Source organism: Pontitalea aquivivens, assembly GCF_046507575.1.
Classification (GTDB): domain Bacteria; phylum Pseudomonadota; class Alphaproteobacteria; order Rhodobacterales; family Rhodobacteraceae; genus Pontitalea; species Pontitalea aquivivens.
In genome coordinates this window covers 1-13,555 of record NZ_JBKFEY010000043.1, presented here as the reverse complement: position 1 = coordinate 13,555, position 13,555 = coordinate 1, and the positions used below count along the sequence as shown (strand labels likewise).

The 13,555-nt window shown below is 62.7% G+C and carries 15 protein-coding genes; 5 read left to right on the top strand and 10 right to left on the bottom strand.

The window, feature by feature from the left end; translation table 11 throughout:
- Together ACK8OU_RS19200 and ACK8OU_RS19195 are read right to left on the bottom strand one after the other, a co-directional pair.
- Positions 1–684: flagellar hook-basal body complex protein (locus ACK8OU_RS19200; protein WP_410304949.1), on the bottom strand; the 684-nt coding region annotated here is incomplete at its 3' end.
- Positions 685–782: 98 nt separating this feature from the next.
- On the bottom strand, positions 783–1,628 hold the full coding sequence (locus ACK8OU_RS19195) for an OmpA/MotB family protein (RefSeq protein WP_410304948.1): 846 nt from the start codon (positions 1,626–1,628) through the stop codon (positions 783–785).
- A gap of 261 nt (positions 1,629–1,889) precedes the next feature.
- Here ACK8OU_RS19195 and ACK8OU_RS19190 point away from each other — a divergent pair, with 261 nt between their 5' ends.
- The 4 genes from ACK8OU_RS19190 to ACK8OU_RS19175 are packed head-to-tail and all read left to right on the top strand — an operon-like array spanning position 1,890 to position 5,609.
- Entirely contained in the window at positions 1,890–2,390 is a 501-nt protein-coding gene (locus ACK8OU_RS19190) for a paraquat-inducible protein A (RefSeq protein ID WP_410304947.1), read from the top strand.
- The gene (locus tag ACK8OU_RS19185) at positions 2,357–3,019 is read left to right on the top strand and encodes a paraquat-inducible protein A (RefSeq protein WP_410304946.1); all 663 of its coding nucleotides are present in this window, start codon (positions 2,357–2,359) and stop codon (positions 3,017–3,019) included. The genes ACK8OU_RS19190 and ACK8OU_RS19185 overlap by 34 nt, the downstream gene beginning before the upstream one ends.
- The gene (locus ACK8OU_RS19180) at positions 3,012–5,033 is read left to right on the top strand and encodes a PqiB family protein (RefSeq protein ID WP_410304945.1); all 2,022 of its coding nucleotides are present in this window, start codon (positions 3,012–3,014) and stop codon (positions 5,031–5,033) included. Before ACK8OU_RS19185 ends, ACK8OU_RS19180 begins: the two co-directional genes overlap by 8 nt.
- Before the next feature lie 12 nt (positions 5,034–5,045).
- A complete protein-coding gene (locus ACK8OU_RS19175; protein ID WP_410304944.1) occupies positions 5,046–5,609 on the top strand; it encodes a PqiC family protein in 564 nt (187 codons plus the stop codon).
- On the opposite strand, the gene ACK8OU_RS19170 is transcribed toward ACK8OU_RS19175, so the two are convergent.
- From ACK8OU_RS19170 to ACK8OU_RS19155, 4 genes are all read right to left on the bottom strand, one after another.
- On the bottom strand, positions 5,610–6,098 hold the full coding sequence (locus tag ACK8OU_RS19170) for a flavin reductase family protein (RefSeq protein ID WP_410304952.1): 489 nt from the start codon (positions 6,096–6,098) through the stop codon (positions 5,610–5,612).
- Positions 6,099–6,234: 136 nt separating this feature from the next.
- Positions 6,235–7,020 (bottom strand): 3'(2'),5'-bisphosphate nucleotidase CysQ, encoded by a 786-nt coding sequence (locus ACK8OU_RS19165; protein WP_410304943.1) that lies wholly within the window; start codon positions 7,018–7,020, stop codon positions 6,235–6,237.
- The gene (locus ACK8OU_RS19160) at positions 7,007–8,356 is read right to left on the bottom strand and encodes a TldD/PmbA family protein (RefSeq protein WP_410304942.1); all 1,350 of its coding nucleotides are present in this window, start codon (positions 8,354–8,356) and stop codon (positions 7,007–7,009) included. The genes ACK8OU_RS19165 and ACK8OU_RS19160 overlap by 14 nt, the downstream gene beginning before the upstream one ends.
- A 69-nt stretch (positions 8,357–8,425) precedes the next feature.
- Positions 8,426–9,904, bottom strand: coding sequence for a DUF2125 domain-containing protein (locus ACK8OU_RS19155; RefSeq protein WP_410304941.1), 1,479 nt, complete (start codon positions 9,902–9,904; stop codon positions 8,426–8,428).
- Positions 9,905–10,017: 113 nt separating this feature from the next.
- Between ACK8OU_RS19155 and ACK8OU_RS19150 the strand changes: the two genes are divergently transcribed.
- A complete protein-coding gene (locus ACK8OU_RS19150) occupies positions 10,018–10,629 on the top strand; it encodes an enoyl-CoA hydratase/isomerase family protein (RefSeq protein ID WP_410304940.1) in 612 nt (203 codons plus the stop codon).
- A gap of 50 nt (positions 10,630–10,679) precedes the next feature.
- Here the strand turns inward: ACK8OU_RS19150 and ACK8OU_RS19145 are convergent, their stop codons facing one another.
- From ACK8OU_RS19145 to ACK8OU_RS19130, 4 genes are all read right to left on the bottom strand, one after another.
- Complete coding sequence (locus ACK8OU_RS19145) at positions 10,680–11,021, bottom strand: DUF2853 family protein (protein WP_410304951.1); 342 nt, start codon at positions 11,019–11,021, stop codon at positions 10,680–10,682.
- A 161-nt stretch (positions 11,022–11,182) separates the two neighbouring features.
- Entirely contained in the window at positions 11,183–12,574 is a 1,392-nt protein-coding gene (ahcY, locus tag ACK8OU_RS19140; RefSeq protein WP_410304939.1) for an adenosylhomocysteinase, read from the bottom strand.
- Positions 12,575–12,692: 118 nt separating this feature from the next.
- Positions 12,693–13,412, bottom strand: a complete 720-nt coding sequence (gene fliP, locus ACK8OU_RS19135) for a flagellar type III secretion system pore protein FliP (RefSeq protein WP_410304938.1) — start codon at positions 13,410–13,412, stop codon at positions 12,693–12,695.
- 3 nt (positions 13,413–13,415) lie between these two features.
- Positions 13,416–13,555 (bottom strand): FliM/FliN family flagellar motor switch protein (locus tag ACK8OU_RS19130; RefSeq protein ID WP_410304950.1); only part of this gene is annotated, 140 nt, incomplete at its 5' end.

Genomic DNA, 13,555 nt, shown 5'->3' with positions numbered 1-13,555 from the left:
CGTCCAGGTGTTTGACGACCCAGCCGCCGGCACCGTGGGAGTAAACGTGATGTTCAGTGTTTCGGATGTGCCAAGGTTACCAAAGTATTCGACCGACAAAGGCAGAGAGCTTCCATCGGCGCCTGCTTCGGTATTTACGGCAGGCAGGTTCACGCCAAGGGTCATGGTTGTCGTGGGGTCGGCCGCGGTTTGGTTGGCGTTAATGACGACAGGCTCAAGCCCGCCGACCGTATCGCGCGGCAAAACGGGGATCGAGCCGTCCGCAGTCGCGCGCCAACCCAACAAAACCAGGCCGGATTCCGTTCTCAGAACCCCATTCGCATCGGTTCGAAAGGCACCCGTCGTCGTCATCATCAAGGGCTGCGCACCCATCTTGTTGTCAAGCGCGACTGACGGAATGACCGGCAACATTCCGCGGCCGGCAACGGCAAGATCAAGCGCATTCGATGTGGAGACCAGAGACCCGCGTTCGTCAATCAACCGAACGGTCTGTGCGCGGACCCCGCCTGCGGAATAGACCCCGGCACCGCGCGCCTGATTGATGACCATGCTTTCGAAATCGGCCGCCGCCCGCTTGTAGCCGTAGGTACCAGAGTTGGCGATGTTATCGGAAATCGTCGCAAGCCGCGTAGCATTGGCCGCAAGGCCCGCGACCCCAGCGTTCAGCGAAGAAGAAATGGACATGAAAGCGCCTTTCTGATGCAGCGTCCCTTGATTGACAGGAAAGATGCAGCACGATCCCTTAAGATCACACTAACAGCTAAAATTCCTGGCAGTTCTGATCAGAGCCGGCTTCGCAGCAGGATCAATTCGATCCGGTTGTTGCGCTGCGACATCGGGTTTTCCGTTGCCTGCTTGCGGTCGGCGAATCCCGTCACACGCTGGACCCGGCTTTCCGGAAAACCAGCCTCCTTCAGAAGCCCGCGCAATTTCTGCGCGCGCGCGGTGGACAGGTTCCAGACCGGATTCTCCCGAAGCATATCGGGATACGACCGTGTATGGCCGCCAATCGCAACGGCATTGGGAACCAGACCGAAGACACGCGCGACCATTGCGGCGATCTGCTGGGTCACCTCGGTCGGCTCGGCCGTGTCACCTTGGAACAGGGGGGCCTGCGGCAAGTCGAAAAACTCGACGATAAGCCCTTCATCGGTCACCTTTGTAACAATGTGCCGCGCAAGCAGGGTTGAAGCCATAGATTCCCCGCCGACGCCCGTGAACATCTTGTCGATATCGCGCTGCACCTGTCGCAACGCCTCGGTTTCCGCCTCACCTTCGGTATCGGCGGCGCCGCTCTGGTCCGCACCATATTCAGAAGGGGGCATTGGCGTCCCGCCAGTTCCATTGTGGACAATCTGATCCTTCGAAAAGACCGATTCGCCCCCAAGCGCCCCGTCACCCCCACCCGAGACCCGGTTGATCGGAATCGTCGGATTGAAAAAATCCGCAATTCCCTTTCGCTGTTTTTCCGTCGTTGCGTTCAGCAGCCACATCAGCAGGAAAAAAGCCATCATGGCGGTTACGAAATCAGCGTAGGCAACCTTCCATGCCCCGCCGTGGTGCCCGCCGCCGCCGACGACCTTCTTGCGCTTGATGATGACCGGCGCCGCGTTGTCACGCGTACCCATCACACCACCCATTTCACTTCACCCGGCATCAGAGCTACCATCGCGATCCTAACGTGTCCTTAACACCTAAAATCCACCTCATTCCCGCATGCCCTTGCGGCCAGCCATGTGCGGGCTATGCTTCGCCGCATGCCGCCCTTTCGCGAACAGCCATGTGATCTTGCAGTGCTCATCGCATGCCCGCGCTGCGATGCCCTGCATCTGGCAGAGCCCTTGCGCCCGAACGAACGTGCCGCCTGTGCACGATGTGGAACGCTTCTGGTGACGCCCCGGACCCGTTCCTTTCTGCATGTCGTGGCGCTGGCCTTCACCGCAATGATCCTGATGGTTGCAGCCGTCTTCTTTCCCTTCCTGCGCATTTCCACCCAAGGCCTTAGCCATGACAGTTCGGTCTTTTCCGCCGCCATGGCCTTTGCCGATGGCATTCTTGCGCCGCTTTCGCTTGCGGTGCTTCTGGCCATCGTTGGCCTGCCGGTTCTGCGCTTTGCCGCGCTGATCTACACGCTGTGGCCGCTGGCGAACGGGCGCCCCGCCTGGCCCCATGCCGCGCAAGCCTTCCGGGTGGCCGAACGGCTGCAACCCTGGTCCATGGCCGAGATATTCGTGATCGGAACCGCGGTCGCGCTGGTCAAGGTGGCCGGGCTTGCAACGATCGGCTTTGGTCCGGCCTTCTGGGCGTTTTGCGTCCTGATTATCGTGACCGCCCTGAAAAACGCCTTCATGAGCAAATGGACGATATGGGACGCGATCGAAGCGCGCTAAGCGCCATCTGCACGGCCCATGATGCCGGGCTGACCGGCTGCACAAGCTGCGGCCGGGTCTGGCCTGCCGGCACGCAGGATTGCGGCCGCTGTGGCGCAAGGCTCAGGCCGGTTGATGCATCCAGCCTGCAGGCGGTCTGGGCCTGGCTTGCCGCGGGCGTCATCTTCTACATCCCGGCCAACCTTTACCCGATGCTGCGCACATCCGTGCTGACCGGAAGTTCGGAAAACACCATCCTTGGCGGTGTGATCGAGCTTGTGTCACATGGCAATCCCGGTGTGGCGGCGATCGTCTTCATCGCGTCAATCGTAATTCCGATCGGGAAATTCCTTGCCATCGCATATCTTGCCCTTGCCGTCGGAACGGAACGGCGTGCCGGCGGGCACAGGCATCTGATCTTGTTCGAGGTGGTCGATTTCATCGGTCGCTGGTCCATGATCGACGTTTTTGTTGTGGCCATCCTGTCGGCCCTGGTGCAACTGGGCTTTGTCGCCGCGATCAACCCCGGTCCGGCGGCGGTGTCTTTTGCGCTTTCGGTTGCCTTCACCATGCTGGCCGCCCAAAGTTTCGATCCGCGGCTGATCTGGCGCGGCCCACCTGACGACCCGGATACGCGTGACGATGCCTGACCTGCCCGAACCCGCCAGACTGGTGCGCTCTGCCGCCCCCGACCCGATCTGGACCCGGCTTTCCGTGATCTGGCTGGTGCCCTTGCTGGCCTTGGCCATCACCCTTGGCGTGGCTTGGAAAACCTATGCCGACCGCGGTGTGCTGATTGAAATCGACTTTGCCGATGCCACCGGCATCCGCCTTGGGGAAACCGCGCTGCGCTTCCGCGAAGTCGATGTCGGCAAGGTGGAAAGCATAGGCTTTTCCGATGATCTGACTGCGGTCAGGATCGGGGTCCGCGTCGACAAGGACATCGCCCCCTATATCGATGCCGATGCCCAATTCTGGCTGGTCCGCCCCGAGGTCACGACCCAGGGCATCTCGCGGCTGGATACGGTCTTGTCGGGCACCTTCATCGAAGGTTTCTGGGACGCCATCCCCGGCACGAAGGCGGTACGGTTCACCGGCCTTGATCGCGCGCCCCTGGCGCCCGATCCGTCCAAAGGCACCTGGATCGAATTGCGTGCCGAAGACGCCGGCGGCCTGGTCGAAGGCGCGCCTGTGCTGTTTCGCGGGCTGACCGTGGGCCAGTTGCAGAACCTTCGGCTTGCCGGGAATGATTCCGGCGTCATCGTGGATGCCTTCATCAAGGCCCCGCACGACCAGCGACTGGCCACGTCGACCCGTTTCTGGGACACGTCGGGCATCTCGGTTTCGCTTGGCGCTGCGGGTGTAAGCCTGAACGTACGATCCCTGGCATCGCTGGTGCAGGGCGGGGTGGAATTCAACACCTTCACCTCGGGCGGTGCCCCGGTGGAAAACGGGCATAGGTTCCGCCTGTTCGACACCGAAACCGCGGCCCGTGACTCCATCTTTGGCGACGGCCTGTCCGATGCGGTGCGCTTCACCCTGTTGTTCGATGAGGCTGTGCGCGGCCTTGAACGCGGCACCCCGGTGCAGTTCCGCGGAGTCGAGGCAGGCGAAGTCGTGGATATTTCGATCCGCGTTGACACCGATACGCTTGGCACCCGCTTTGCGCGTCAACAGATCATTATCGCGGTTTCACCAGAACGGCTTGGCCTTGCGCGCGACACCGGCGCCGATATCGTGACCGAGTTTCTGGCCGGTGAGGTGGAAAACGGTCTGCGCGCGCGTATTGCGGGGGTAGGCTTGCTGGGAACACGCCTTGTGGTGGAACTGACCGATCTTGACGAAGCCCCCCCGGCCAGAATGAACCTTGAGGCAGACCCCTATCCCACGATCCCGGTGGGCCCGGCAGTCGAAAACGATCTTGCCGCATCGGCCGAAGGCGTGTTCACCCGAATCAACAGCCTGCCCATCGAAGAACTGTTCGCCAGTGCGATCCGTACGCTCGACAGCATCTCTGCCATGGCCGAAAGCGAAGACACCCGCGCGGTTCCGGCTGAACTGGTCAGCATGCTGGGCGAAATGCGCACATTGGCGAATACGCTCAACAATCAGGACGCGGGCGGCAAATCGGTCGCCGCGCTGGATCGCGTCAGCGCCGCCGCCGACACGGTGATGACGGAAATCGAGGGCCTTGGCGATACGCTTGTCTCGCTTGAACAGGCCGCCGCCGCCGCGGCAAAGATGCCCCTGGCAGATATCGGCGCCAATATCGACGGAATCCTGACCGACATCCGCGCGATGCTCGGGTCCGAGGATGCCGAACGACTGCCGCGCGCCCTGTCGGATACCTTGACCGAAACCGCAGCCCTGCTGGGCGAACTGCGTGAAGGAGGTGCGGCCAGCAATATCAACAGCGCGCTTGGCGCAGCCGAAGGGGCGGCGAATGCGATTTCCGATGCATCCGCGCGCCTGCCCGAGGTGACACGGCGGCTTGAATCCCTGATCGCGCAGGCCGAATCGCTGGTTGCCTCTTACGGTGAACGATCCAGCTTCAACGCCGAGGTGCTGAACACCATGCGCGAATTGCGCCGCGCCACGGCAGCCTTCGGGGCGCTGGCCCGCACCATCGAACGCAACCCCCGCGCCTTCATCCTGGGCCGCTGACCGGAGAGTTCCATGAAACCCACATCCCTCTCGTTCCTGTGCCTGATCGCGCTGGCCGGCTGTACGAACCCGGAAAAGACGGGCCGCTATCTGATCGACCCACCCGCGGCCAGCCAGCGCCTGCCCGACCGTCTTGGATTGACCGAATTGCGCGAGGTGTCCTTGCCACAATATGCTGCCGGGCAGGAAATCACCTGGCAGACCAAAGATGGCGCGCTGCGATCGACACCCGACAACATCTGGGCAGATGATCCGGCCCGCGCGATGACCCTGGCGCTATCACGCCAGATCACGGAGCTGTCGGGTGCAACGGTCATTGCCGAACCCTGGCCACTGGCCGACGGCCCAGACCGACGGCTGGAGGTGCGGGTGGAACAGATCCTGGCGCAGGCCGATGGCAAGCTGCGCCTGCGCGGGGTGTATTTCGTATCGCCAGCAGGGCTTTCCGCTGGCCGCGACATCGTGCGGCGCTTTGATCTGGCGGCTCATATTGAGGGGGAAGGCCCCGGCGCAATCGCCCGCGCGCAATCGCGCGCGGTGGCGATGCTGGCCGAACAGATCGCGCAGCTGCGCTGATCAGCGGCCGGGAACAAAACGGCCATATTGGCCGTGTACGAAAACCAGCGGTTCACCCTCGGCCAGGGTAAAGCGGGTGACCAGACCGATGATAATCGTGTGGTCGCCCCCCTCATGGCGCGCCTCGGTCCTGCATTCGAACCGCGCCAGTGTGCCTTCCAACAGCGGCACGCCATCGGCGTTCAGGCTGTAATCCAGACCTTCGAACCGCGATCCATCGCGGGTGAAACGATCCGACAGATCGGATTGCCCGGCGGCCAGCACATGAATCGCAAACGCGGGGGCGGCCGAAAAATGTGCATGCCGCATCGATGACCGGGCCGCCGACCAAAGCACCAGTGGCGGGTCCAGCGAAACCGAAGCAAAGCTGTTCGCAGTGATCCCCACCAGGCCACCACCATCAGCCTCGCGCGCGGTCACCACGGTGACGCCGGTGGCAAACCGGCCCAGCGCGCTGCGCAAAAGCCGGGGGTTCGCCGGATCAGGCATATGGCCGCGCACTGCGGATTCCGCACGCTCTACCGCTTTTTCAATCTCGTCACTGTCCCGCATCTTGCCCCACAGCATCATTCAGGGGTCACAGATAACCCCCGTGCCGCGCATGGCAAGGGGCAAGCTGTGGCCCTCAGCCCGGCCAGGGCTGCAAACGCGCCATCAGATCGGCGTGCAGGCGTGGCGGCGCAACAATCAGGCCATTTTCCGCAGGCTGGGCACTGTTGAAGCGGAAGAGCGCACCTGTCCGGTCCGTCGCCAGCGCCCCGGCACATTCTGCAATCAGCGCGCCCGCCGCAATGTCCCATTCCCAGGCCGGGCGCAGAGAGAGCGCCGCATCAAAGCGCCCCTCGGCCACCAGGCAGAACCGCCAGGCAAGCGACGGGCGGAACACCCGTTTGAAACCCGGAACCGGCCCGCGCCAATTATGCGGTTCCGCCACGGCCCCCGACGTCAGGATCTGCGCCCCATCCGCCTGCGCTCGCGCACCCACCCGGATCGGTTTGCCATTCAACGTGGCCACGCCCCCCGCGCTTGCCGCATAGGTCAGGCCCAGCGCCGGCAGATGCACGACCCCGGCGATTGGCCGGCCATCTTCGACCACCGCCAAGGCATGGGCAAAGGCTGCCTCGCCGGCCAGAAAGGCGCGGGTTCCGTCCAGCGGATCGACGATGAAACAGCGCCGCGCCGCAAGCCGGGCCGGGTCATCATCCGTTTCTTCCGACAGCCAGCCGTAATCGGGCCGGGCCACCCGCAGGTGGGCCTGCAGCATGTCATTGACCGCCAGATCCGCTTCGGACACCGGCCCCGCGCCGCCCCCCTTGTCCCAGGATGAGGGTGCCCGCTTCCAGAACCGCAGTGCGATTTCACCGGCGGCGCGCGCCGCCTGTTCCAGCAAGATCAGGTCATTGGCCGGCAAGGGTCAACCCTTCGACCAGCAGGCTGGGGACAAGGTGGCTCAGGTGCGGGCGCGCATCATTGGCGGGGGTGACGCGAAGCAGCATCTCGCGCAGGTTGCCCGCCACGGTGCATTCGTTCACCGGATGGCGGATTTCCCCGCCTTCCACCCAGAAGCCAGACGCCCCGCGCGAATAGTCCCCGGTATTGGGGTTGATGGTCGACCCGATGAAAGAGGTCACCAGAAGCCCGGTTCCCATCTCGCGCAGCAGATCCGCACGAGTCAGCGGGCCGGGCGTCAGCGTAACATTTCCCACCCCGGGCGAGGGCGGCGCCGATGTTCCGCGCGATGCATTGGCGGTGCTTTGCATCCCCAGCTTGCGCGCGGTGGCCAGATCCAGCGTCCAGCCGGTCAGCACCCCGTTCTCGACGATGGCGCGCCGCCGGGTCGGCAGCCCCTCGGCGTCAAAGGGGCGCGACCCCGATATCCGGGGGCGATGCGGCTCTTCGATCAGGGAAAGCCCCTCGGGCAGAACCTGCGCGCCCATGGCATCACGCAACCACGAAGCGCCGCGCGCGATTGCGCCACCGTTCACCGCCGCCAGCAGGTGGCCGATGAGACTCGCCGCGATGCGCTCATCAAAGAGCACCGGATAGGCCCCGGTGGGCGGACGCTTGGGACTTGCCCGTTCCACCGCGCGTTCTGCCGCCAGCCGACCGACCGAGGCCGCATCGGGAAGATCGGCGGACCAAGCGCGCGATTCTGCGGCCCAGTCCCGTTCCATCGCCAAGCCTTCCCCGGAAATGGCGACCGCCGATACGGAACGCGAGGTGCGCCCATAGCCGCCCGAAAACCCGTTCGAGGCGGCAATATGCAATCTGCGCCGCGCATAGCTGGCCGAGGCGGATTGCACCTGGGACACCCCGGCTACGCCCAGCGCGGCGGTTTCCGCGGCGCGGGCATCAGCCTCTAGCGCTGCGGCTTCGGGTTCGGGGGCGGGGTCTTCCAGTTCCAGCGCTGCAATGTCCCAGCTCTGCGCAAGCTGATCGGGGTCCGCCAGCCCGGCAAACGGGTCTTCGGGGGCCTCACGCGCCATGGCCACGGCACGCTCGGCCATTTCGCCAATCGTCCGCGCCGAGATGTCCGAGGCGGAAACGCAGGCCTGCCGTCCGCCGATCAACACGCGCAGACCGATTTCGACGCCTTCGGATCGTTCCGCCTGTTCAAGCGCCCCCGCCCGAACGTCGATCGAAACCGATCGGCCATCGACGGCAATCGCATCGGCGGCGCTGGCGCCGGCCTTGGCGGCGGCGGCCAAAAGGGCCGCGGTCAGGCTGGAAAGGCGGTCATCGGCCATCGGATCTGCTCCTGCTGATAAAAAAGCCGCCCGGATCTGCGCCGGGCGGCCCAATCTTGCATGAACGGATTACTGAATCCGCTGCCCGTTTGCCAGAATTTCCCCGCCTTCCTTGAATTCGATCTTCGAGGTCAGCGCGTCATCCCCCGACGGCACCGCATAAAGGCCCAGCATCATGCGCGCGAACATCACCTGATCTTCTGGCATCAGACCCATCGCCACCAGCCGATCCATCAGCGCGTTCGCCCCCACAAGACGCAGATCCAGTGCGCCGATGGGCATCGGAATCCCCACGGAATTGTCGAAGGTCATTGCACCCGCCCCGGTAAACGCGGCCCCCGCCAACGTCAGCTCCACCTCATTGATGTCAAGCGCCTCAATCTCGGCCGGCGGCACCGAGGCTTCGGCCGCTTCGGTCGATAGCAGATCAACCAGCGGCCGGATCTTGCCCGAAAGATCCACGATCAGCGTGGCAGGGTCGCGCGGCAACTGCGCCGCAGGGTCGAACATGCCCCAGATCTCTTCGGAAATCGACAGGCCGACCACGCGCACCGCTGCCGCGAAGGGCAAGGCCGTCTCGCTTGCCGCCATCGGAAAATCAAAGTTGAACAACACCTCATCCAGTCGCAGGCTGACCGGGAAGGGCAGGTCCGGCACCGCCATCGCAAGATCCGTCCCCTTGCCGGCCGCGCGATAGGCCAGCTTTTCCTGCGACACGGTCATTGCAAACGCGCCAGAATCCACCGAAGATTCGATCTTGAACGGGCCATCGGGGCTTTCCGCGTCAATCGCATAGCTGCCCGCGCCGTATCCGACATCAAGTTCCACGTTCATTCCGGCGGCAAAGGCGGCTTCGGGCGCCTGCACATCAATGCCCTCGGGCATGAAAATGGTGCCCGTCAGCGCCAGATCGGCCAGATTGCCCTGCATGGTGAAGGTCGTGCCATCCGCAGGATCGGCACCCGACAGCGTAAAGCGCGCGCCCTGTGTTCTGATGTCCGAGGTCATCTTCTGACCACCGTCCTTGACGACCAGATAGGTTCCCTTGCTATCCTCAATTGTCGCCTGCATGGTTACCGGAACGGCCTGGCCGTCAGACTGCACCTGATCCATCTCGACGACGATTTCGGGCGCGTCGATGTCATAAGCAAGGTTGTCCGGCACCCCCGACACCAGCGCGGCAAAATCGCGCTGCCGCATGGTCATGCGCAGGGTCACGCTTTCGGCATCGGCGGTCGCGGTCGTCTCGGCGGTCATCGTGTCGGCAAGCGACACCGCGACCTTGCCGCGCTGTTCCTGCAGGCGCAGCTCGGGAATGGTGAAAACCGTCCGCGCTTCGGGCATGTCAGCCGTCAGAACCACCTCACGCAGGGTCAGCGTGTCCCCCGAACGGTCCTGCGCGCCAACAACGATTTCGTAACCAAGCGCCCCGTAGCTTTCGGACCAGCTTTGCCACACATCTTCGGCCGTGACATCCGCATGAAGCGCGGTCGTCCCGAGCAGCGTCGCCGCAAGAAACCCCGCCGCGCGCCTGTTCAACAAAGCCATATCTTAATCCTCTCGGCCCAAAAAATTCGCACGCAGCATCCCGCGCGCACGACCGATGGTCAAGGGGCTGCGTCATTGCTAGGACAGGGGAAAAGTTGCGCAAGGAGGACGCGATGATCCGGTTGAAAGCAGAAGACGGGCTGTGGCAGGTCACCATCGACCGGCCGGAAAAAGCCAATTCCCTGACACGGGCCATGCTGGAGGAAATCGACACGATCGCTGTCCGCGCCGCCGATGAAGGTGCGCGGGTCCTTGTCCTGCGCGGCGAAGGCAAGGTCTTTTCCGCAGGCGCCGATCTGGACCAGGCGCGCGCGGGGCTTGCAACCGATGGGATTTGGGAATGCCTGTCGGGACGTATCGCGGCGCTTCCCTGCCTGACCATCGCCGCGCTGAACGGCACGCTTGCGGGTGGCGCGATGGGAATGGTGCTGGCCTGCGACCTGCGCCTTGCCGTGCCCGCGGCGAAATTCTTCTATCCGGTGATGAAGCTCGGCTTTCTGCCACAACCCTCGGACCCAGGCAGGATGGCCGCGCTGATCGGGCCCGCACGCACAAAGCTGATCCTGATGGGAGGCCAGAAGATCGAGGCGCCAGAGGCCCTTTCCTGGGGGCTGATTGACCGGATCGTCCCCCCCGGGGACATGGACGCCGCGATCACCACAATTGCGGCGGACGCGCGGGCCGCGGCGGCATCCCATGTCGCGGCGATGAAAGCAATGATCTGAACGTGAAAGGGCGCGCCGATGGCACGCCCTTTGTTCCATCGGCAAAATGGTCAGGCGTAAGCGCCTTCCTTGCCGAAATGCCTGACCAGCATGTAATAGACGACTGCGCGGTATTTGTTCCGCTCTGACTTGCCGTAGGTTTCGATCACGGCGTTGATTGCATCCATCAATTCCGGCCCGTCCTTCAGGCCCAGTTTCTTGATCAGGAAATTGTTCTTCACAGTTTCCAGCTCACTGTCAGAACTGGCGGCAACGGTTGATGAATCGGCGTTATAAATCGCCGGACCACAGCCAATCGTGACCTTTGTGAGAAGTTCCATGTCCGGCGCCATGCCGCATTTGGTCTTCAGATCGTCCGCATATTTGGCGATCAGTTCTTCTCTTTTTCCCATGTCGTGCTCCCAGATGCCAGGGTTTTGCCATGTTCCGCGGGCATTGCGCGCGGCCACGGCAAGGTTAAGGCGAAAGCGACGCGCCAACCAAGGGAAATATACGCGGCCTTTTGGCACGCAACCGGGAAGGCCGGGTCAGGTTGGCCCGGCCTTCCCGAGGTTCAATAGCGGTAGTGATCGGACTTGAACGGCCCATCCACCGTCACGCCGATGTAATCGGCCTGATCGGGGTGCAGCGTGGTCAGCTTGACGCCAATGCGCTTCAGATGCAGCCGCGCCACCTTTTCATCCAGCGCCTTGGGCAGGATGTAGACGCCGGGCGCGTAATCCTGGCCCTTGGTCCACAATTCGATCTGCGCCAGAACCTGGTTTGTGAAGCTGGCCGACATCACAAAGGACGGATGGCCCGTCGCGTTGCCCAGATTCAGCAGACGCCCTTCGGACAGAAGGATGATGCGATTGCCCGAGGGCATCTCGATCATGTCCACCTGATCCTTGATATTGGTCCATTTGTGGTTCCGAAGCGCCGCGACCTGGATTTCGTTGTCGAAATGGCCGATGTTGCCGACAATCGCCATATCCTTCATCTCGCGCATATGCTCGATGCGGATGACATCCTTGTTGCCAGTGGTCGTGATGAAGATGTCGGCGTCCCGCATGACGTCTTCCAGAACGACAACCTCAAACCCGTCCATTGCAGCCTGAAGCGCGCAAATCGGGTCTACTTCGGTGACTTTCACCCGCGCGCCCGCGCCACGCAACGAGGCGGCCGAGCCCTTGCCCACATCACCATAGCCGCAGACCACGGCAACCTTTCCCGCCATCATCGTATCCGTCGCGCGGCGGATACCGTCCACAAGGCTTTCCTTGCAACCGTATTTGTTGTCGAATTTCGACTTGGTGACGGAATCGTTCACGTTGATCGCCGGAAAGGGCAACAGCCCCTTCTTGTGCAGATCATACAGCCTGTGCACACCTGTGGTGGTCTCTTCCGAGACGCCCTTGATCGCATCGCGCTGGCGCGTGAACCAGCCGGGAGTTGCGGCGATACGCTTGCGGATCTGATTGAAAAGGCACACCTCTTCATCCGAGGTCGGCACCGCGATCAGATCCGTTTCGCCCGCCTCGACCCGTGCGCCCAGCAGGATGTACAGCGTCGCATCACCGCCATCGTCCAGGATCATGTTCGCAGTGCCGTCCTGGAACTGGAAGATCTGATCGGTATAGGCCCAGTATTCCTCAAGCGTTTCGCCCTTGACCGCGAAAACGGGAATACCGGCTTCGGCAATCGCGGCGGCCGCGTGGTCCTGCGTCGAAAAAATGTTGCACGACGCCCAGCGCACATCGGCGCCCAATGCCTTGAGCGTTTCAATCAGCACGGCAGTCTGAATCGTCATGTGCAGCGACCCTGCGATACGGGCGCCTTTCAACGGCTGCGCGGCGCCATACTCCTCGCGCAGCGCCATCAGTCCCGGCATCTCGGTTTCCGCGATGTCCAGTTCCTTGCGGCCGAATGCGGCAAGGGACAGGTCTTTCACAATATGATCGGCCATCAGAGGCTCCCAATTTTCAGTTGCGGGTGCTTAGCATTCACTGCGGTTCAGGGCAATCTTGCGAAGCCTGTTGCTATGCGCCCTGCGGATACGATCCCTTGTCGCCGGTACGACACGATCAAAGGTAACCACGAACCAACGCCCCCGAGATCAACACCCAGCCGTCCGCGACAACGAAGAAGGCAAGCTTGAACGGAAGGGCAACGATGGCTGGCGGAACCATCATCATCCCCATCGACATAAGGACAGCCGAGACCACAAGGTCAATGATAAGAAACGGCAAAAAAACAAGAAATCCGATTTCGAAGGCCCGCGAAATTTCCGAAAGCATGAACGATGGCACAAGCATGGACAGGGGCGCCTCGGGAAGTGATCCCGCGAACTCCGCCTCAGGCTTGAGCGCGAGCAGCGCAGAAAACGTATCGGGGTTCGTGCGGGATGCCATGAAGTCGCGGAAAGGCCCTACACCGCGCAAGAAAGCAGTCTGAAGGTCCAGGCTACCTTCAACCAGCGGTGAAATGCCTGCCCGCCAGCTTTCCAGAAAGACGGGTTCCATGATGAACCAGGTCAGGAACAACGCAAGGCTTACGATCAGCATGTTCGGGGGCGATTGCTGCAATCCCAGCGCCTGACGCAGGATGGATAGCACGGTCACAATGAACGGAAAGCAGGTGACCATGATGGCAAGGCCCGGCGCCAGGCTGAGCAGGGTGATCGCCGCGATCATCAGCATCGATCGGCTGGCGATGCTTTCACCACCACCCAGCTGCAGCGTGATATCCTGCGCCTGGGCTGCATCCGCGAGAAGGAGCAGGCCGACGATGAACAGGGCCCGCATCGGTTACAGACCGTTCTGAAGATCGGCAATCTCGGTCAGACGAACTGCAAGCTGGCCGGCCTGATCGTCCCCCATCTCGGTCAGCTCACCGCGCGCTATCAGTTTGTCACCGACATACAGCTCGACCGGATCATCAACCTTAC

Coding starts and splice junctions, on each gene's coding strand:
- ACK8OU_RS19195 (WP_410304948.1), bottom strand. CDS start 1,628: ATGGGTACGCGTGACAACGCGGCGCCGGTCATCATCAAGCGCAAGAAG.
- ACK8OU_RS19185 (WP_410304946.1), top strand. CDS start 2,357: ATGGACGATATGGGACGCGATCGAAGCGCGCTAAGCGCCATCTGCACG.
- ACK8OU_RS19180 (WP_410304945.1), top strand. CDS start 3,012: ATGCCTGACCTGCCCGAACCCGCCAGACTGGTGCGCTCTGCCGCCCCC.
- ACK8OU_RS19175 (WP_410304944.1), top strand. CDS start 5,046: ATGAAACCCACATCCCTCTCGTTCCTGTGCCTGATCGCGCTGGCCGGC.
- ACK8OU_RS19170 (WP_410304952.1), bottom strand. CDS start 6,098: ATGCCTGATCCGGCGAACCCCCGGCTTTTGCGCAGCGCGCTGGGCCGG.
- ACK8OU_RS19160 (WP_410304942.1), bottom strand. CDS start 8,356: ATGGCCGATGACCGCCTTTCCAGCCTGACCGCGGCCCTTTTGGCCGCC.
- ACK8OU_RS19155 (WP_410304941.1), bottom strand. CDS start 9,904: ATGGCTTTGTTGAACAGGCGCGCGGCGGGGTTTCTTGCGGCGACGCTG.
- ACK8OU_RS19150 (WP_410304940.1), top strand. CDS start 10,018: ATGATCCGGTTGAAAGCAGAAGACGGGCTGTGGCAGGTCACCATCGAC.
- ACK8OU_RS19145 (WP_410304951.1), bottom strand. CDS start 11,021: ATGGGAAAAAGAGAAGAACTGATCGCCAAATATGCGGACGATCTGAAG.
- ahcY (WP_410304939.1), bottom strand. CDS start 12,574: ATGGCCGATCATATTGTGAAAGACCTGTCCCTTGCCGCATTCGGCCGC.
- fliP (WP_410304938.1), bottom strand. CDS start 13,412: ATGCGGGCCCTGTTCATCGTCGGCCTGCTCCTTCTCGCGGATGCAGCC.